Source organism: Streptomyces sp. NPDC111520, from assembly GCF_055635295.1.
The window spans coordinates 251,933-270,919 of the sequence record NZ_JBVKBW010000003.1 but is presented as its reverse complement, the minus strand read 5'-3'; the positions used below and the strand labels follow the sequence as shown (position 1 = coordinate 270,919).

The window sequence follows — 18,987 nt, the reverse complement described above, 5'->3', positions numbered from 1 at the left end:
CTGCTGCACGGGTCTGACAGCGAACCGGCCCCGAGGACCACGGCGCGGCCGTGAGCGGCAACCGGCCTGTGGAAAACCCCCGTGTCCGCCCACGTCGTCGTGGACGTCTCAGGCGGGCTCCTTGCCGATCCCGCCGGAGGCCTTGCACAGCAACCGGGCGGCCCCGTCGGCGAGTTCGCGGACGACGTCCAGGGCCGACTCCAGCCGGGACACCGCGCCGACCGCCTCTCCCGCGTAGAGGGCCATCGCGTCCAGCCGGCCGGTCGTCGTCCGCAGCGGGCAGACCGGGCTGGACGCGGGGACGGGCACGTGCACGCCGCCCAGTACCGCCTCGCCGGCGACGTCGGTGTCCAGTGCGCGGGCGCGTTCGACGCAGCCGGTCAGGACGCGGTGCGGTGCGTCCGGCCATCCGGCCGAGAACTGCGTCGTCAGCTCGGTGTCGCCGGCGCCGGCCCTGATCAGGGCCTCCTTGTACGCCGGGTGCGCGTCGGACTCGTGCGTCGCCACGAACCGCGTCCCGACGCGGGCCGCGTGCGCCCCGGCGGCCAGCACCGCGGCGAGCGACCGGGCGGTGGCGATCCCGCCCGCGGCGACGACGGGGACGTCCACGCTGTCGAGCACGTCGTCGAGGAGCGGCAGCAGCGGCCGTACGCCGCGCACGTGACCGCCCGCCTCCCTGCCCTGGACGACGACGAAGTCGCACCCCGCGTCGGCCGCCGCCCGCGCCTCCTCGACCGACCCCACCTGCCACGCGGCCAGCGCCCCGCCGCGCTTGGCCCGGGTGACCAGGCGCGGGACGGGATCCGCGTAGAAGAACTCGACGACCGGCATCCGCTCCGCGGCGACGTCGACGCACGCCTCGTCCTCCAGCAGCGGAAGGATGAAGTTGACCCCCACCGGGCGGGAGGTGCGCCGCCGCACCGCGTCGAGCAGTTCGGAGAGCACCGACGCCGGCGCCATCGGGTAGCCGACCATCCCGAGGGCCCCCGCGGCGGACACCGCGTCGGCGAGGTCGAGCCCGCTCACCCAGCCCATCCCGGCCAGCTGGATCGGCACGTCGCAGCCGACGAGGTCGGTGAACCGGGTGCGCAGGGGAATGGGTACGGTCGCCATGTGCTGATGCAAGCGCCCGCCCTCGCGGTGCCGCCACTGCGACGCGTCGCGCGGGCGGAGCGTCACCCTGACGGCGGACGCGGCCCCGGGGCGTCAGACGGCGTCGACGGGGTGGCGTCGTACGAAGTCGAGCACGGTCCAGGCGACGAGGGCGGGGTCCTCCAGGGGCATCGCATGGCTGACGCCCGGCAGCGTCACCTGCTCGGCGCGGGCCAGGCGCGCCGCCAGTGCGCGGTTGCGCGCCCGGTACGGGGTGCCGAGGCGCTCCCCCTCGCCGCCCGCCACCAGCAGCGCGGGCTGGCGCAGTGAGCCGAGGCCCGCCGCGTCGGCGTCCCACGCGGCGAACGCCGCCCGCTCGTGGTCGAAGTAGTACCTGCCGCTGAGGACCGACCTCCGGAAGCCGTCCGTGCCGAGCGTGCGCGTCATGACGTCCAGGTAGCCCGGCGCGCACACGCTCCCCGGGAAGTGGCCGTAGGCGCGCGCCAGGTCGCCGTCCTCGGCGGCGGCGACGGCCCGGCGCATGGCCTCGCTCTCCGCTTCGCCCGGGGCGTACGGGAGGGCCGGTTCCAGCAGCACCATCGACCGGACGAGGCCCGGGCATGCGGCGGCCAGTTGCAGGGCGAGGGTGCCCCCGGTGGAGTGGCCGACCACGTGGACCGGCCCGGTCGCCCGCGCGCCGAGCACCTCCGCGAGGTGCCGGGCGTGGTCGTCGACGCTCAGCCGGCCGCTCAGGTCCCGGCTCCTGCCGTACCCGGCGCGGTGGGTGCGTACGACGCGGAAGCCGGGCAGCAGCCCGGCGAGCGGTGCGAACCAGTCGGCGCCGAAGGACGCGTGGACGAGGAGCACGGCCTCGCCGTCCCCCTCGTCCCAGAAGGCGATGTCCGCGTCCGGTGTCAGGAGGTGGTGTTCCGCTGCCATGAGCATCGCCTCGGTGTGGCCGGGCTTGCGTATTGGTTTGTGCAACTTCATCCGAAGTGGCCGTGTTCCCGGCGGGGCGATTTCCGCGGCGGCGGATCACTCCGCGGACCGGCTGGGCTCGCGTCGTGCGTCAGAGGCGCGGGCGCCCGAAGCGCAGCGAGAAGCAGGGGCGAGTGCCATCAGGAAGTCCAACCCGTCGTGGTGATCCCAGGTGTGCGGGTCCGCGAACGTCGCGTGGCGGGTCCAGGCCGGACCGGTGACCCCGGCCTCGACGTGCACGTCGAACGAGCTCAGGCACGTGCACGGGTCGGCCCACCATTCGAGGCGCGGAGGCCCCCCGGCCCGTGCGGTCCCGCTGCCCCGTCCGCTGCTCACCGCGATGCCGTGGTCACCGTCCGGTCGGCGTTCCGGGCATGCCCGGAACGCGGGCGTCACCGCCCGCCGGACTGCCCGTCAGTGCGCGTGGGGGCCCTCGTGGTGGACCGGGCCGTGAGGGTCGTCGCAGTGCGACCTCGCGCCGCCGCCCCGGCCCTCGCCCACGGTGAGGAGCTCGGCGGCCGCGTGGTCCAGCTGCAGGGTCGTGTGGGTGAGGCCGTAGTCGGCCGCGAGCAGGCCCTCGAGGTCGTGCCGGACGGCGTGGCAGTCCCCGCCCCGCCGGACGAGGACGTGCGCGGACAGCGCGGGCTGTCCGGAGGTGATCGTCCAGATGTGCAGGTCGTGGACCTCGGTGACGGCGTCGTGCGCGGCCAGCTTGTCGCCGACCTCGTCGGGGTCGAGGCCGGGCGGCGCGGCCTCCAGGAAGATGCGGCCCGACTCCCTGACCAGTCCGTACCCCGCCTTGACCATGAGGCCGACCACGACGAGCGTCGCGATGGCGTCGATCCGGGCGAACCCGGTGAGCAGGACGACGAGACCGGCGACGGCGGTGCCGATGAAGGCGTACAGGTCGTTCAGGACGTGCTGGAAGGCCCCCTCGACGTTGAGGGACGTGCGGTTGGCCCTGGACAGGCACCAGGCCGCGGCGACGTTGACGGCGATGCCGGCCAGGGCGGTGACCAGGACCAGGCCGCCCTCCACGTCCGGGGGCGAGACGAGCCGCTGCACCGCCTCGTAGGCCAGCCACGCGGCCAGCAGGAGGAGGGTGATGCCGTTGGCCTGGGCGGAGAGGATCTCGGCGCGCTTGAGGCCGTAGGTGAAGCCGCCCCGGGCCGGGCGGGCGGCCAGGCGCATGGCGATCAGGGCCAGGACGATGGACGCGGCGTCGGTGAGCATGTGCGCGGCGTCGGAGAGCAGCGCCAGGGAGCGGGCGATCAGGCCGATGACGACCTCGACGGTCATGAACCCGGCGATGAGGCCGAGCGCGATGCCGAGCCAGCGGCGGTCGGCGTCGGCGGACACCCCGTGCGAGTGGCCCTCGTGGCCGCCGGTGCCGTGCCGGTGACCGTGATCGTGGCCATGAGCGCTCATGAGAGACGTCCTCCCCCTTTTTCCGGGTGCCGGAACGGAAGGGAAACACACCGGGGCGCGGATCTGCAAAGGCTGTACCGGTGACCGTTGTCAACACCAATAGCACGCCTCTGAGCTGCACGAACGCCATCGGCCGCGGAGTCCGGCCGGCGCGTCGCGCGAGGGGCGCCGGGCCCGTCACCAGGTGACGGGCCCGGCCGCCGTCACGCGCCCGCGGGGAACGCGTGCTTCCTGCCGCCGGTCACGGCCGCCGCGGCGGCGACCAGGAGGACCAGTGCCGCCCAGGTGATCGACGCCGTCCCCAGGTCCGCGACCAGGAGGCCGCCGATCAGGCCGCCCAGGGCGATGGACGAGGAGAAGACGGTGATGGTGACGGACTGCGCGACGTCGGCGGCCGCCCCCGTCGCGTTGATCGCGGCGCCGATGAACAGGCTGGGGGAGCTGCCGAAGGCGAAGCCCCAGGCCGCGACCGCGACGTAGACCAGCGCGGGCACCCCCGAGGCGACGGCGAGCACGAGGACGCTGACCGCGAACAGCGCGGTGCTGCCCACGACGAGCTTCCGCAGGTGGCGGTCGATGTGGGTGCCGACGACGAGGACGCTCAGGATGGAGGTGGCGCCGAAGGCGAACAGCACCCAGCCCGTCTGCCCGCCCATGCCCAGGTACCCGAGCAGGTCGGTGACGTAGGTGTAGAGGATGTTGTGGGCGACCATGTACGTGGCGAGCGCGAAGAGGATGGTGCGCAGCCCCGGCAGGCGCAGGACCCGGGGGACGGTGAAGTGCTCGCCCTCCGTCCGGCCGGGCAGGTTCGGCAGCGTCGCCAGGATCCACGCCATGGTCAGCGCGGTCAGTACGGCGGAGGCGTGGAAGGCGAGCTCCCAACCGCCCAGCGCGCCCAGCCAGGTGCCCAGCGGGACGCCGAGGGCCAGGGAGACCGGGGTCCCGGCCAGGGCGATGGCGATGGCCCGGCCCTGGCGTCCCTCGGGGGCGAGCCGGGCGGCGTAGCCGCCGAGGATCGGCCAGATGAGCCCGGTGCCCAGGCCGGCGACGAAGCGGATCACGAGGGTCAGCGCGTAGTCGCCGGACAGCGCGGTGAGCGCGTTGGTGACGGCGACGGTGCCGAGCGCCAGCTGCAGCACGTTCTTGCGGGGCCACGTGGCCGTGGCCCTGGTCAGCGGGATCGCGCCGATCGCGGTGGCGAGGGCGTAGATCGTCACGGTCTGGCCGGTGAGCGACACGCTCGTGTGGAGCGTGGCGCTGATCTCCGGCAGCAGCCCGGCGGGCAGGCACTCGGTGAGGATGCCGACGAACCCGCTGAGGAAGAGGCCGAAGAGCGCCTTCCCGGGGAGGCGGTTCCGCCCGTGTGCTGGGGTGGACGGAGCTGTGGTGGTCGTTTCCGTCATTCTTCCTGGTCCATGAGGTGTGGGTGACCCGGCGGCGAAGGGCGGACGGGTCGGCGGCACGCGACCCGGAGCGGCTCGGGCGGCGTGGCCCCGGGCGGTCGTCCTCCGGGGGCTCGTCCAGGCTGCTCCGGCCGTACGGCGTTACCCAGGCCCCCGCCGAGCCGACGTCCGCCGTGCCTACCACCGGCAGGGACAGGCTCCGCCAGGGATCCGGCGCGATACTGGGGCGCATGGCCAGCCACCCCGACCGCCGCACCGGCCCGGCCGCCGTGCCGGATCCCGGTCCTGGACCCGGAGCGGGACCCGGTCGGCTCCCCGGCACCGAGCACGGCCTCGACGCACGCTCGGAGCTCAACGAGTTCCTGCGCACCCGCAGGGCCCGGCTGAAGCCCGCGGACGTGGGGCTCCCCGAGTACGGCCGGCGCCGGGTGCCGGGTCTCAGGCGCGAGGAGCTTGCGCAGCTTGCCGGGGTGTCCGTGGCGTACTACACGCGCCTGGAGCAGGGCAACGGCCCCAACGTGTCCGGGGAGGTGCTGGACGCGATATCCCGGGCGCTGCGGCTCTCGGAAGCGGAGCACGCCCACCTGCTGCACCTGGCCGGGCCCAGGCCCCGCAAGCGCCGGCCCGCGGCCGACCGGAGCCGTCGGGTGCGGCCCGCGGTGTGCGAACTGCTGTCGGCGCTGGAGGGCGTGCCCGCGTACGTGTGGGGCCGCCGCAGCGACGTGCTGGCCTGGAACCGCACGGCGTCCGCGCTGTTCGGCGACTGGGCCGAGCGCACGCCGGAGGAACGCAACTGGGCCCGGATCACCTTCCTCGACCCCGCGGCACGGCGGCTCTTCGCCGACTGGGAGTCCAAGGCCACCGACGTGGTCGGCCAGTTGAGGATGGACGCCGGCCGGCACGTCGACGCCCCGCTGCTCGCGGCGCTGATCGGCGAGCTCTCCCTGAAGAGCGAGGAGTTCCGGACGCTGTGGGCGGCCCACGACGTCAAGCGGAAGTCCCACGGCACCGTGCGGTTGCAGCACCCACTGGTGGGCGCGCTCACCCTGCGCTACGAGACCCTCGCGCTCCCCGGCGACCCGGAGCAGTCGCTGTCGACCTACCACGCCGAGCCGGGTTCGGCCTCGGAGGAGGCGCTGCGCCTGCTGGCGAGCTGGGGCGCGGACGCCACCCGCGACCGGTCCCCGGCCGCGCGCGACTGACCCCCGGTGCCGGGCCCCCGTTCGAGTGGCGGCCCGGCGGCCGCCGACGCGGCACGCGGCCCGGCGGCCGGATCTCGGCTTCACTCGGTGGTGCCCACGCTCCCGTACCCGACCGAACGGTGTGCCAGTGACGATGACCGGTACCAGCGCACGCGGCCGCGGGGTCACGGCCCCGCTGGAGGGGCGCGTGGCCGTCGTCACCGGCGCGGCCCGCGGAGTGGGCGAGGCACTCGCCCGGCACCTGTCGGACCTCGGTATGCGGGTGGCGCTGCTGGGCCGCGAGGAGGCGACCCTGCGTCAGGCGGCGGCCTCGCTGACCCACCCGAACATCTTCGTCGAGGCGGACGTCACCGACCGCGCCGCGCTCGACGCCGCCGCCCGCCGGGTGGACGCCGAACTCGGGCCCGCCAGCGTGGTGGTGGCCAACGCGGGGATCGCCGCCGGTGGGCCCTTCGCCCGGACCGACGCCGACCTCTGGCAGCGGGTCGTCGAGGTCAACCTGGTGGGGGCCGCGAACACGGCCAGGGCCTTCCTCCCGCAGCTGACGCGGACCCGCGGCTACTTCCTGCAGATCGCGTCGACCGCCGCCTTCTCCTCCGCCCCGCTGATGAGCGCGTACTGCGCCTCCAAGGCCGGCGCCGAGTCCTTCGCCCAGGCCCTGCGCGGCGAGGTCGAGCCCGACGGCGTGACCGTCGGCATCGCCTACCTCCACTGGACCGGCACCGACATGATCACCGGCTTGGACGACCACCCCGTGCTGCACGCCCTGCGGCGCAACCAGCCGTCGTTCGCCCGCCGTGTCCACGCGCCCGCCCAGGTGGCCGACCGGCTCGCCACCGGCATCGCCCGCCGCGCCCACCACGTCTACGCCCCGTCGTGGCTGCGCTGGTGCCAGCCCCTGCGACCGTTGTTCCCCCCGGTGGTCTCCTGGATGGCCCGGCGCGAGCTGCACGCGCGTTCCGGCACCGAACTCGGCTCCGCCACCGGCGTCATGGGGGCCGGCGGGCGCGCCGACTGGGACGCCTTCACGTCGTCCGCCCGGACGGACCGGCCGAACCCCCCGCCCCGGTGAGGGCGGCGACCCGCGCCGTCTAACACGGGGGGCGCCGGCCGGTGAGGGCCTGCCAGCGGTCCCGGGCGGCTTCGAGGTCCGCGAGCGCCTCGGCGAGTGCCGGGTCGCGGCGCCGGCGGTCGGCCACCAGGTCCAGGTGCCTGCGGGCGTCCCGGACGGGTCCCGTGTCCGCGCGCGCCGCCTTCAGGTCGTCCTCGGCCCTCCTGACCTTCGTGGCCAGTGCCGTGAGGAACGCCTTCTCCTTGGCCACCGCGTTCTCTATGCGGACGCTGAAGCGGCGCACGCCGTCCTCGTCCTGCTCGCCGGGCGGGTACGACTCCAGGTGCACCCCGTCCGGCCGCCTGAGGTAGAGGTGGCTGCCGATTGAGCTGTGCTCGAACCGCACGTCGAGACCGTCCAGGGGCAGCACCTTGGTCTCCGGTCCGGCAACGACCATCATGTGCTCGTGCAGGCGGACTTTGCCGAGCGTGGCGAGGTACGTGCCCCTGCCCGGCCGGCGCAGCCGCGCGAGGTGGCGCTCGGCGTCGTCGACGCGACGCCGGTGGGCGCGGTCGGCCCGGGCCACCCGCGCCCGTGCCCGGGCCAGTTCGCGCCGGGCCCCGCGCCGCAGGGTCCGGACGGCCCGCCGGGCGCGGTCCAGGGTGTTCCGTTCGGTGTCATGACGGCCGCAGAGCGCGAATCTCCAGCCGCCGGGGTAGCGGTGGAGCCGCCGCCCTGCTCCAGCGAGCACGAGGACCAGGACGGTCAGGGTCATCCCCGCTGTGCCCACGTGCCCACCTCACCCAGTGACAGCCGCCGGGGTGCTCGGGCGCACGGGGCGGTGGAACGAGTCGAAGGTGTCGAATCCGGTGCATATCGGAAGATATGCCCAGTCAAGTTCCGGCGGATGCGCGCGCACTGGCGGCAGTTCCGGACCGCCCCGATGTGCCCGGTCAGGGGGCTGACGTGGTGTCCGGTGGCGGGGCGGTGCCGGTCGTGGCGGGCGGCGCGGCTCGCCGCGCCGCGGACCCTCGCGGGGCCGGGGTGTCCCCCCGGGGTTCACGCGGCGTGGTGGGCCAGTTCGGCGTGCGGGTCGGCCATGCCCGGGACGGGTGCGGGGTCGGCGTGCACCAGGGCGGCGGTCAGGCGGGGCACCGCGTGCAGCAGGGCGTGTTCGGCCGCGACGGCGACCTGGTGGGCCCGGCGCACGGTGAGGTCGCCGTCGACGACCACGGCCACCTCGGCGCGCAGCCGGTGCCCGATCCAGCGCAGGCGCAGCTCGGCCACCTCCCGGACGCCCGGCACCGCGCGCAGGGCGCGCTCGGCCTCGTCGACCAGCGCCGGGTCGACGGCGTCCATGACGCGCCGGAAGACCTCGCGCGCGGCGTCCCGGAGCACCAGCAGGATGGCCGCGGTGATGGCGAGGCCGACGACCGGGTCGGCCGGGCGCCACCCCAGCGCCGAGCCCGCGGCGCCGAACAGCACGGCCAGCGAGGTGAAGCCGTCCGTACGGGCGTGGAGGCCGTCGGCGACGAGCGCGGCCGAGCCGATCCCGCGCCCGACGCGGATGCGGTAGCGGGCCACCCATTCGTTGCCGACGAAGCCGATCACCGCCGCGACGGCGACGGCGGGCAGGTAGGCGACGTCCCGCGGGTGCAGCAGCCGGTCCACGGCGGTCCAGGCGGCGAAACCGGCCGAGGCGGTGATGGTGAGGACGATGACGATCCCGGCGAGGTCCTCGGCGCGGCCGTAGCCGTAGGTGAAGCGCCGCGTCGCGGCCCGCCGCCCGAGGACGAAGGCGACGGCGAGCGGCAGCGCGGTGAGGGCGTCGGCGGCGTTGTGCACGGTGTCGCCGAGGAGGGCGACCGAGCCGGACAGGACGACCACCACGGCCTGGACGATCGCGGTGACGCCGAGGACGGCGAGCGAGACCCACAGGCACCGCATGCCCTCGTCGGAGGACTCCAGGGCCCGGTCCACCTTGTCGGCGGACTCGTGGGAGTGCGGGCGCAGCAGGTGTCCCAGCCGGTGCCGCAGGCGGGCCGTGCCCCGGAGGCCCGGGCGGTCGTGGTTGTGGCCCTCGACGTGGGCGTGGCCCTTGCCGTGCGCGTGCGCGTGCGCGTGCGCGTTCCCGTGACCGTGACCGTGGTCGTGACCGCCGCCGAGGTCGTGGTCGGGGCTGTGCGTGTGCCGGCCGTTCATGGGACCGCCTTCCGGGGAGTCGCGGTGGACACGGGCTGAGCCTTCCCGTCATTATGTGCACATGAACGCACGCATGCACCTGTCACCTGCGCATGGTGCGCATCCGCGAGAGCCGGGCGCCGGGCACTACGCCCGCGGGGCCGAGATCCTGAGCCTGCTCGCCGACCGCACCCGTCTCGCGGTGCTGCACAGGCTGACCCAGGGAGAGGCGGACGTCTCCACGCTGACCGAGCGGGCCGGCGCCGCGCGTCCCGCCGTCAGCCAGCACCTGGCCAAACTCCGCCTCGCGGGCCTGGTCTCCTCCCGCAAGGAGGGTCGCCGGGTCGTCTACGAACTCGCCGACGGCCACCTGCGCAGGCTCGTCGACGAGGTGCTCAACCTCGCCGATCACCATCTGAGGGGCGAACCACCGCACGCCTGAGACCGTTCCGGGCCGCTTCATGGCGTAATGTGCGCCCTGTGCGAGGCCGCCACCGCGGAACGTGCCCGACGTTCCTCGTCGCGCTGCTGGCCGCATTCTGCTTCACCGTGGCCGGTTCGCCCGCGCACGTCCACGACGGACCCCACGCGCACGTCCATCCGGCGAACGCCGAGGAGCGGCCCCACCCCGTCGCTCCGCACCACCCGGGCGAGGACTGCTCACCCGGCACTTCCGAACTGCCCGGGTCGCGCACCGGACCGCGCGAGCACGGCACCGGCCCCGCGCAGACCGGCGCCGCCGAAAGGGCGCCGGCACGGCTGCCCGCCTCGCACAACACGCCGGGCAGCGCCCCGGCCCCCGACGCCCGCATAGCGACGGCGGCACCGTCCGTCCTCTGCCTCTGGCGCATCTAGGAGACGCCCGCCCGGACCGGCTGACGGTCCCTCACCCCGCCCGTGCGGACACGGGCGGCGGGTGAGCCGTGCACGGCACTCTCCACGACACCAGAAGGCGGACACCATGAACGAGACCACCACCGGCCGCGACCTCGCCTCCGCGGTCGGCAACACGCCCCTGCTGTGGATCTCCCACCCCCTCACCACCCCCGGACGCGGCTTCTGGGCGAAACTCGAGGGCGCCAACCCCGGCGGCATCGAGGACCGCTCCGCCGTCCACATGGTCGGCCGTGCCCGTGAGCGCGGCGACCTCCTCCCCGGCGGGACCGTCGTCGCCTCCACCAGCGGCGCCTTCGGCCTCGGACTGGTGCTCGCCGGACGGGTCTTCGGCCACCCCGTCACACTGGTGACCGACCCGGACCTGGAGCCGGACATGAAGCGCCTGCTGCGCTCGCGCGGTGCCCGGCTCGACATCGTCCGCGACGCCCACCCCTATCGGGGCTGGCAGGAGGCCTGCCGCAGGCGCGTGGCCGAACTGCTCGCCGCCGAACCGGGGTCGTGGTGCGCGGACCCGTACGACAACCCCGACAACGCGGACGCCTACGCGCCCCTGGCCGGGGAACTGATCGAGCAACTGGGCCGGGTGGACGTCCTGGTCACCAGCGTCGGCACCGGCGGCCACTCGGCGGGTGTCAGCCGCACGTTGCGCGCCGTCAACCCGGACCTGCACGTCATCGGGGTGGACACCGTCGGCTCGATCACCTTCGGCCAGCCCGTCAGGCCCCGCCTCGTCCGGGGCATCGGCAGCAGCATCCACTCCCGCAACGTGGCGTACGAGCAGTTCACGGAGGTGCACTGGGTCGCCCCGGCCGAAGCCGTCCACACCTGTCGCGCCCTGGCCCGCTCCCACTACGCGTCGGGGGGCTGGAGCGTCGGTGCCGTCGCCCTCGTCGCCGGCTGGGCCGCGCGCACCCACTCCTCGGGGGCACGCATCGTGGCGGTCTTCCCCGACGGCCCGCACCGTTACCTGTCCACGGTCTACGACGACGACTTCTGCCGCGACCGCGGGCTGCTCGCCGCGGCCCCGGCGACGGAGCCGACGGAGATCGCGTCGCCGGGTGACGCCGAGGCCGCCCGGTGGACCCGCTGCCGGACGGTGACGAACCCCGTGGCCTCCCTCATCGCCCCGCCGGCGCACCCCGCGGAGGCGCCCGAGGCCGTGTGACGCGGCACCACCCCATCGGGCGGCCGTGTCCCCCGTGCCGCCGGCACGGGGGACACGGCCGCCCCGGGAACCGGCACGTAGGGGGTGGCCGGGGTACAGTCCCGGCCCTGTCGCAGGGCGGTGACATTCGGTTGCCCCCCTGTGACAGGGGGCCGCAACTCGGCAGGCGTGAGGTGACGTCTTCTGGGTCCGAGACACGAGGCCGGAGTGCCGCTCCGCCCCTCGCACCACCATCGGAGGACCCAACAGTGATGCGTTCACCTCTGGCAATCGTCGGCCTGGTGCTCCTCGCCGCCACAGCGACCGCCTGCGGCTCGTCGGACACCGGCGCGAAGCCGGCCTCCGGCACGGCGGCCACCGCTTCCGCCGCGAAGGGGAAGGGAGCGGCCCCGGACGGAGGTTCGTCGGCGGACGGCAAGAAGATCGACGCCTGCACCCTGCTCAAGCCCGAGGAGGTCACGCCGGTCATCGGGGAGAACGACGGCGGTCATCCCGATTCCGGCGTGGGCGAGAGCGTCTGCAACTGGGAGAACCCCGACACCTACCACTCCGTCACACTGAGCATCGGCTCCCCGGGCACGGCGGGTTCGGGCATCGACGGCGCCGAGTCGATGATGACCGCGTTCACCGTCGACGGCCGGCAGTGCACCCTGCAGGTCGTCACCCTCAAGCGGGACGCCGACAAGAAGTCCGAGGCGAAGCTGATCGACCTCGTCCGCACGAGAGTGTGACCCGGCGCCCGCGGGTCCCGGAGGCCCGGCCGCCGCCGGGGCCCGCGGGGCACGGCGCACCCCGGCCGGACGCGGCCGGGTTGCCGCTCTTCGGCCGGGGATTAGCGTCGGAGCCATGGACTCACCGACGCGGTTCACGTTGGCCGAGCACTCGCCCACCTACTGGCGCGTGACCTTCGACAACCCGCCCGTCAACCTCGTCGACTCGACGATGACGGGCGAGCTCGACGCCGTCTTCACCCGTGCGGAGCAGTCGGGTGTCGCGGTGATGGTCTTCGACAGCGCCGACCCCGAGTTCTTCATCGCGCACTACGACCTCTCCGCCAAGGAGGAGCTGGAGTACGTCCTGGCGCACCCGGAGGAGGTCCACCCCTTCACCGCGCTGCTCACCCGGCTCAGCAAGCTCCCCATGGCGACCATCGCCTCCGTCAGGGGCATCGCGCGCGGCGCGGGCAGCGAGTTCCTGCTCGCCACGGACATGCGCTTCGGCAGCCGTGAGAAGGCCGTCATCGGCCAGTTCGAGATCGGCATGAGCGCCATCCCCGGGGGCGGTCCCGCCACCCGTCTGCCCGCCCTGGTCGGACGCGGACGGACCTTCGAGATCCTCTTCGGCGGCCTCGACATGGACGGGGACCTCGCCGAAAGGTACGGCTACCTGAACCGTGCCTTCCCCGACGCCGAGCTCGACGGCTTCGTCGACGAACTGGCCTCGCGGATCTCCTCCTTCGACCTGCAGACGATCAAGGACATCAAGCACTTCGTCAACGTCGCCACCCTGCGGCCCGACGGGGAGTTCAAGGACCAGATGGACGCCTTCTGGGCCGCGGCCAACCGTCCGGCGCAGCAGCACGTCGCACGCCACCTGTTCGAGGCGGGACTCCAGCAGCGCAGCGACCTCGAGCGCGACCTCCCGCACTGGGTCACGCGGTACCAGTACCACGCGGGCGCCGACGCGTAGACGTCCGCCGACGCCCGGTCCCTAGGGAGGCCCATGACTGTCGAGATCCCGCCCCTGGTGAGCCCCTCGCGCCTCCGGCGCCGAGGGGGACTGCTGGGCGAATGCCTCGCGGAGTTCCTGGGGATGTTCGTCCTCGTCTCCTTCGGCTGCGGCGTGGCGGCCATGGCGGTCGCGGCGCTGCCCGGTTCCGGCCGTACCGCGGGAGCCACCACGAGCTTCGTGGGCGCCGGGGACTGGGTGATGCCCGTGCTCGGCTGGGGCCTGGCCGTGACCTTCGGCGTGTACGTCGCGGGCGGCGTCAGCGGCGCCCACCTCAACCCCGCGGTCACGCTCGCCTTCGCGGTGCGCCGCCGTTTCCCGTGGGTCAAGGTCGTCCCGTACGTGGTCGCGCAACTGGTCGGCGCCTTCGCCGCGGCGGTGCTGGTCTACGTGGTGTACCACGACGCGATCAACGCCTTCGACCGGGCGATGAAGGGACCGAAGACGGACGGGCACACCCTCGCCAGCTTCTCGATCTTCGGCACGGTCCCGGCCCCGTACTTCCAAGGGAGCCTGTGGGGCCCGCTCGTGGACCAGATCGTCGGCGCGGCGTTCATGCTCATCTTCATCATGGCCGTCATCGACCTGCGCAACCCCGCCGTGCGGGTCTACCTGGGCCCGGTCGTCATCGGCCTGGCCGTCGCCGCGATCGGCCTGTCCTACGGCGCGAACGCGGGCTACGCCATCAACCCCGCCCGCGACTTCGGCCCGCGGCTGTTCGCCTGGGCCATGGGCTGGGGTGAACTCGCCCTGCCGGGCTCGCAGCCCGGTGCCTTCAGCGACTACTTCTGGGTCCCCATCGTGGGCCCCCTCATCGGCGGTGTCATCGGGGTCCTGGTCTACGACATGTTCATCGGCGACGTGCTGCACATCCGCACGCGGATGGCCAAGGTCCCGGAGGTCGGCTGCACGCGACCGGTGACGACGACGCCGGAGCCGGGGACCGTCCCGCAGCGCGGCTGAACTCGGCCCGGCGGGCCCGCGTGTGACGTCCGCGTGCCTCAACGGGCGGGAGCCCCCGAGATTTTAGTGGCCATGTACATAGTAGCCATGTACATAGTAGCCATGTACCGTATGTGGCGTGAGTTCAGCAACGGAGAGCGCCACGCCGGGATTCCTGGTCTGGCGCCTGTCGATGAAGTGGCGGGTGGCCGTCGACCGGGCGGTCGCGCCGCTGGGCCTGACCCATGCCCAGTACGCGGTGATGGCCTCGCTGTACGGCATGTCGCGCTCCGGGCTGCGTCCCAGTCAGCGCCGGCTCGCCGACCACACGGGACTCGAACCGCTCTACGTCTCCAAGCTCGCCCGGGCCCTGGAGACGGCCGGGCTCGTCACCCGCACCCGGGACCCGCGTGACCCGCGCGCCATGCAGCTATCGCTCACCGAGCAGGGGCGGGACGTCACGCGACGCGCCGTCGACGTGGTCCAGGGCCTGCTGGATCGGCTGCTGGAGCCGCTCGGGGGCCAGGACGGCCCGCGCACCCGGCAGTTGATCCACGAGCTGACGACCCTGATCGACGCACCTCTTGATCCGTACACCGAGAACGACGAGGAGCAGTCATGACCACCACCGCACCCACGGCCGACGGCCGTGTCATCGCCCTGGCGCACTACGCCGCGCGCGCCCTCCTGGAGGGGGTGCTGACCCGCCACGGCGTCACGTTCCAGCAGAACGTGGCGCTCCGGGCCGTCGTGGCCGCGGGCGGGGCCATCGGCCAGGACGCGCTCGTCCGCGACGTCACCGGCTCGCTGAAGACCGGCGAGTCGGTCGTGCGCGGCGTCATCGAGGAGCTGACGGACGCGAAGCTGCTGGAGGAGGATCCGGCGGAGGCGTCCCGGATACGGCTGACGGACGCCGGACGGCGGCTGTACGGGACCACCACCACGGAGACCGCGGCGATCTCCGCGCGGCTGTACGCCGGCATCCCGGCCGAGGACCTCGCCGTGACCGGCCGCGTGCTGACCCTGGTCACGGAACGCGCGAACGCGGAACTGGCCGGGGTCTGAGGCCCTCGCCCGGCGGGGGCGTTCCGGTCCGTCCGCGGCGGACCCGTGCCGCCGCTCCCGCCGCAAGAATCTCCCCGGGCGCCATCTGACGCACCCTCAGCGGTCGACCGGGTGACGGGCCGACGGGCCCAGGCGGAGGGGACGCGACCGCGGCGGCCCGGGGTCGGAGGACGTCATTCCGTGGTATCCAGGCCTGGGTCGAGGCGGTCGGCCGACGGGGGAGAGAGCCGTGCGGACACTGGGCAGGGCGTTGCTGGCCGGCGTGGTCCTCGTCGCCGGGGCGGTGGGCTCCACGGGCTGCACCCTCACCATCGGCGAGACGTCGGGGGCGCCCGCGGACGGTCCGTCGGTCACCGCGACCGCTTCCTCCGTGTCCTCCGTGTCCTCGGAGCCCGGCGCACCGACCGTGCCGGCATCCGCGTCGGCCTCCACCTCCACCTCCGTCTCTCCGTCCCGGCCGACATCGCCGACCTCGCCGACCCGCACCGCGACACCGGTGCCCGTTCACGGACCCGGACAGAAACTGGTGGTGATGACCGTCGGCGGTGGCTTCGCGGGCGTCCATCAGCAGGTGACGGTCAGGGGCGACGGTGCCGTGTTCACCAGGGACAAGGGCGAACCCGTACTGCGCCGGGCCGACGCGGCCCGGTTCAGGGAATTGCGGCTCCTGCTCGGCGACCCGGCGCTGGAGGACGTCCCGGACCTCACGATGAACATGGGTGCAATGGACATGTTCCAGTACACCCTGCAATTCGGCGGCCGCACGGTCGTGACGGACCGCTCCAGCAAGGTGCCCGCGCTGGAACGGCTCATCAATGCCCTGAGTCACTGGCTTCCACGACGCTGACCTGCACCGCGGCGTCTTGAATGAGGAAAATCGGCTGTCCGTACACCGGGAATACGGAAAGTGAATTCCGGTGTGGACGTGAGGCTGAAGTCACCCTTTCCGGCCCATGTGCGCCATCCGTGCCGTGTGAGAATGCTTGCGTCCGCGCCCCGCCGAACCAGAGAGCCAGAAACCTTCGAATGCAATCCTCGGTGTACACGGCCGATGTCGGCGACGGCACGCCCCAGGGGCTGGTGGGCCGCGCGGCGGACGTGGACCGCATCGAGGAGCTGCTCGGCTCGGTCGATTCAGGCGGTGCGCTGCTGCTGTCCGGCGATCCCGGCGTGGGCAAGTCGGCGCTGCTCGGCCACCTCGCCACCCGGGCGCTGGCAGCCGGCGCCCGGGTGCTGCGTGCCGCGGGCACGCGTTCCGAGAGGGACGTGGCGTACGCGGCGCTCAACCAGCTCCTCTTCCCGCTGTGGGAGGAGGCGGACCCGCAGGCCCTGGACCGGGCGCACCACGAGGCCCTGCGGGTGGCCCTCGGCTTCGGCGACGGGCCGCCGCCCGAGCGCTACCTCGTCTCCAACGCGGCCCTGGTACTACTGCGTCGCGCCGCCGCCACGACGCCGGTCCTGCTGGTCGTGGACGACATGCAGGTCGTGGACCGGGCCAGTGCGGCCGTGCTGGGCTTCGTGGCCCGGCGGCTCGCGGGCAGCAGGGTCAGGTTCCTGGCCGCCGCCCGCCGGGGACACCGCGGGTGCGCCGAGGCCGGAGTGCGCACCGAGTACGAGGTCCTGCCGCTGGACGACGACGCGTCGCGGCTGCTGGCGGGCGCGTGCCATCCGGACCTCGCCGGTCCCGTCGTGGAGTGCGTCGTCACCGCCGCCGAGGGCAATCCGTTGGCCCTGGTCGAACTGCCGACGGCCCTGAGCGGACCGCAGCGCGCCGGGGTGGAGTGCCGGCCGGCCGCGCTGCCGCTCACCCGCCGTCTGCGCGAGGTCTTCGGTTCGTGCGTGGCGGACCTGCCGTCCGCGACCCGGCGCCTGCTGCTGGTGCCCGCGCTGGAGGGGACGGGGGACCTGGCCGTCGTGCAGTGCGCCGCGCGAAGGCTCGGCGCCGGGGCCGACCTGGTCGACCTCGAGGCGGCCGAGCGCGACGGACTCGTCCTCATCGAGGAGTTGCACCACCGCCTGAGCTTCCGGCACCCGCTGTTCCGCGCCGCGGTCGTGGACGCGTCGACCTCCGCGGAGCGCCGCCGCGTGCACCGCGAACTCGCCGAGGTGCTGCACGACCGGCCCGAGCAGCGGGCGTGGCACCTGGGAGAGGCGAGCGTCGAACAGGACGAGGACGTCGCCGCGTTGCTGGAGGGCACCGCCCACCGCGTCCTGCGGCGCGGCGACGCCATCGCCGCGATACGGGCGCTCACCAAGGCCGCGCACCTGAGCCCGGGTGCCGCCGACCGGGGCCGCCGCCTGGCCGCGGCCGCCTACCTGCGCGCGGACGCCTCCGGCGAACTGACCATGGCCTCCCGCCTCCTGGAGGACGCCCGTCGCTTCGGTTCCGACGACCGCGCGTCCCTGTACTCGGCGGCGGTCGCCGTCCACCGTCTGCTCGACGGCGAGGGGGACATCGACACCGCCCACCAGATGCTCCTCGGCGCGATCGAAAACGGCGACCATCCGCACGGGACCTGCGACCCGGCCCTGGAGGAGGCCCTCTACCTGTTGCTGCTGCTGTGCTGCCTGGGCGGCCGGGAGGAGTTGTGGACGCCCCTCCACAAGATCCTGGACCGGCTCGGGCCTGACGCGCCCCGCCTGCTGGCGGTGAACGTCGCCACCCAGGGCGATCCGGCACGCACCGCGCTGCCCGCGCTGGCCGGCCTGGAGGAGCTCATCGCGGGCCTGCCGCAGGAGACCGCCCCGTCGCGGATCACGCGGATCGGCACCGCGAGCATCGCCGCCGACCGGCTCTCCGCGGTGCGCGACGCCGTCTCGCGCGTACCGTCCCAGGGGCGCAGGCAGATCGCCACCCTCCCGCTGCTGTGCACGGACGCGTTCCTCTCGGGCCGGTGGGACGACACGACCGAACTCGCTGACGAGGGGCTGCGGTTGTGCAGGGAGCACGCCTTCGAGGCCGTCTCCTGGTACTTCCTCTACTACAAGGCCGTCGTCGCGGCGGCGCGCGGCGAAACCGGCACCGCCGAGGAGACGGCCGACTCGATGGCCGCCTGGGGGACGTCCCGTGGCGCGCACCACGTGGTGACCCTGGCCGAGCACATCCGGGTGCTCGTCGCCCAGGCGGAGGGCGACTTCGAGCGTGCCTACCGGCACGCGGTCGCCATCAGCCCGCCCGGGGAGCTGGCCCCGTACACCCCCGTGGCGCTGCTGGTGGTCGGGGACGTGGTGGAGGCGGCGGTACGCACCCAGCGCCCGGCGGAGGCCACCGCCCACGCGGCCGCCGCCCGGCACGCGGGGATCGCCGCGCTCTCCCCGCGCAGGGCCCTGCACGTCGACGCGTCCGCCGCGATGGCCGCCGAGGCGGACGAGGAGGCGATCGAGCTGTTCGAACGGGCCCTGTCGCACCCCGGCGTGCAGCAGTGGCCCTTCGACCTGGCACGCGTGACCCTCGCCTACGGGGAGCGGCTGCGCAAGGCGCGTTCGACCACCGACGCCAGGGCGTCGCTGGGCGCGGCGCTCGCGACCTTCGAGCAACTCGGCGCCCACCCGTGGGCGGAGCGGGCGAAGCGCAGCCTGCAGGCGACCGGCTGGATGGTCAAGCGCGCCGACGGCCCCGAGTCTGTCGGCCTCACCCCGCAGGAGCTCGAGATCGCCCACCTCGCGGCCTCCGGTCTGACCAACAAGCAGATCGCCGAGCGGCTCTACCTCTCGCCCCGGACCGTGGGCGGCCACCTGGGCCGGGTCTTCCCCAAGCTCGGCATCACCTCGCGCGCGGCGCTCCGCGACGCCCTGACGGGCCTGGCCAAGCGCTAGGCGCCGCCGGCGGACCACCCCCGAGGCGCGGTGCGCGGC

General features: G+C 74.1%; 18 protein-coding genes. 12 read left to right on the top strand and 6 right to left on the bottom strand.

Features of this window, described 5'->3' with window-relative positions:
- Positions 1–108: 108 nt before the first annotated feature.
- From ACZ7MY_RS08630 to ACZ7MY_RS08615, 4 genes are all read right to left on the bottom strand, one after another.
- Complete coding sequence (locus ACZ7MY_RS08630; RefSeq protein WP_499600537.1) at positions 109–1,113, bottom strand: NAD(P)H-dependent flavin oxidoreductase; 1,005 nt, start codon at positions 1,111–1,113, stop codon at positions 109–111.
- Between the two features lie 93 nt (positions 1,114–1,206).
- Positions 1,207–2,031 carry an alpha/beta fold hydrolase gene (locus ACZ7MY_RS08625; protein WP_499600536.1) on the bottom strand — a complete coding sequence of 275 codons (825 nt, stop codon included), beginning with the start codon at positions 2,029–2,031 and terminating at the stop codon, positions 1,207–1,209.
- A 453-nt stretch (positions 2,032–2,484) separates the two neighbouring features.
- Entirely contained in the window at positions 2,485–3,498 is a 1,014-nt protein-coding gene (locus ACZ7MY_RS08620; RefSeq protein WP_499600535.1) for a cation diffusion facilitator family transporter, read from the bottom strand.
- Positions 3,499–3,701: 203 nt separating this feature from the next.
- Positions 3,702–4,901 carry an MFS transporter gene (locus tag ACZ7MY_RS08615; protein ID WP_499600534.1) on the bottom strand — a complete coding sequence of 400 codons (1,200 nt, stop codon included), beginning with the start codon at positions 4,899–4,901 and terminating at the stop codon, positions 3,702–3,704.
- Between the two features lie 230 nt (positions 4,902–5,131).
- On the opposite strand from ACZ7MY_RS08615, the gene ACZ7MY_RS08610 reads away from it, so the two are divergent.
- Positions 5,132–6,103, top strand: a complete 972-nt coding sequence (locus tag ACZ7MY_RS08610) for a helix-turn-helix domain-containing protein (protein WP_499600533.1) — start codon at positions 5,132–5,134, stop codon at positions 6,101–6,103.
- Positions 6,104–6,236: 133 nt separating this feature from the next.
- Positions 6,237–7,175, top strand: a complete 939-nt coding sequence (locus ACZ7MY_RS08605; RefSeq protein WP_499600532.1) for an SDR family oxidoreductase — start codon at positions 6,237–6,239, stop codon at positions 7,173–7,175.
- 19 nt (positions 7,176–7,194) lie between these two features.
- Here ACZ7MY_RS08605 and ACZ7MY_RS08600 read toward each other — a convergent pair whose 3' ends face one another.
- The gene (locus ACZ7MY_RS08600) at positions 7,195–7,944 is read right to left on the bottom strand and encodes a hypothetical protein (protein WP_499600531.1); all 750 of its coding nucleotides are present in this window, start codon (positions 7,942–7,944) and stop codon (positions 7,195–7,197) included.
- 269 nt (positions 7,945–8,213) lie between these two features.
- The gene (locus ACZ7MY_RS08595; protein WP_499600530.1) at positions 8,214–9,356 is read right to left on the bottom strand and encodes a cation diffusion facilitator family transporter; all 1,143 of its coding nucleotides are present in this window, start codon (positions 9,354–9,356) and stop codon (positions 8,214–8,216) included.
- Between the two features lie 61 nt (positions 9,357–9,417).
- Here ACZ7MY_RS08595 and ACZ7MY_RS08590 point away from each other — a divergent pair, with 61 nt between their 5' ends.
- The 10 genes from ACZ7MY_RS08590 to ACZ7MY_RS08545 all read left to right on the top strand — a co-directional run bounded on the left by ACZ7MY_RS08590 (position 9,418) and on the right by ACZ7MY_RS08545 (position 18,948).
- Positions 9,418–9,777, top strand: coding sequence for an ArsR/SmtB family transcription factor (locus ACZ7MY_RS08590; protein ID WP_499600529.1), 360 nt, complete (start codon positions 9,418–9,420; stop codon positions 9,775–9,777).
- A 38-nt stretch (positions 9,778–9,815) separates the two neighbouring features.
- On the top strand, positions 9,816–10,190 hold the full coding sequence (locus ACZ7MY_RS08585) for a hypothetical protein (protein ID WP_499600528.1): 375 nt from the start codon (positions 9,816–9,818) through the stop codon (positions 10,188–10,190).
- Between the two features lie 106 nt (positions 10,191–10,296).
- Entirely contained in the window at positions 10,297–11,397 is a 1,101-nt protein-coding gene (locus tag ACZ7MY_RS08580; RefSeq protein ID WP_499600527.1) for a PLP-dependent cysteine synthase family protein, read from the top strand.
- 251 nt (positions 11,398–11,648) lie between these two features.
- On the top strand, positions 11,649–12,128 hold the full coding sequence (locus ACZ7MY_RS08575; RefSeq protein WP_499600526.1) for a DUF3558 family protein: 480 nt from the start codon (positions 11,649–11,651) through the stop codon (positions 12,126–12,128).
- A gap of 115 nt (positions 12,129–12,243) precedes the next feature.
- On the top strand, positions 12,244–13,086 hold the full coding sequence (locus ACZ7MY_RS08570; RefSeq protein WP_499600525.1) for an enoyl-CoA hydratase/isomerase family protein: 843 nt from the start codon (positions 12,244–12,246) through the stop codon (positions 13,084–13,086).
- A gap of 33 nt (positions 13,087–13,119) precedes the next feature.
- Positions 13,120–14,088, top strand: a complete 969-nt coding sequence (locus ACZ7MY_RS08565) for an MIP/aquaporin family protein (RefSeq protein ID WP_499600524.1) — start codon at positions 13,120–13,122, stop codon at positions 14,086–14,088.
- Positions 14,089–14,206: 118 nt separating this feature from the next.
- Positions 14,207–14,689, top strand: coding sequence for a MarR family winged helix-turn-helix transcriptional regulator (locus ACZ7MY_RS08560; RefSeq protein ID WP_499600523.1), 483 nt, complete (start codon positions 14,207–14,209; stop codon positions 14,687–14,689).
- Positions 14,686–15,132 (top strand): winged helix DNA-binding protein, encoded by a 447-nt coding sequence (locus ACZ7MY_RS08555; protein WP_499600522.1) that lies wholly within the window; start codon positions 14,686–14,688, stop codon positions 15,130–15,132. Before ACZ7MY_RS08560 ends, ACZ7MY_RS08555 begins: the two co-directional genes overlap by 4 nt.
- 229 nt (positions 15,133–15,361) lie before the next feature.
- Positions 15,362–15,979, top strand: a complete 618-nt coding sequence (locus ACZ7MY_RS08550) for a hypothetical protein (RefSeq protein WP_499600521.1) — start codon at positions 15,362–15,364, stop codon at positions 15,977–15,979.
- A gap of 179 nt (positions 15,980–16,158) precedes the next feature.
- Complete coding sequence (locus tag ACZ7MY_RS08545) at positions 16,159–18,948, top strand: ATP-binding protein (protein ID WP_499600520.1); 2,790 nt, start codon at positions 16,159–16,161, stop codon at positions 18,946–18,948.
- Positions 18,949–18,987 lie beyond the last annotated feature (39 nt).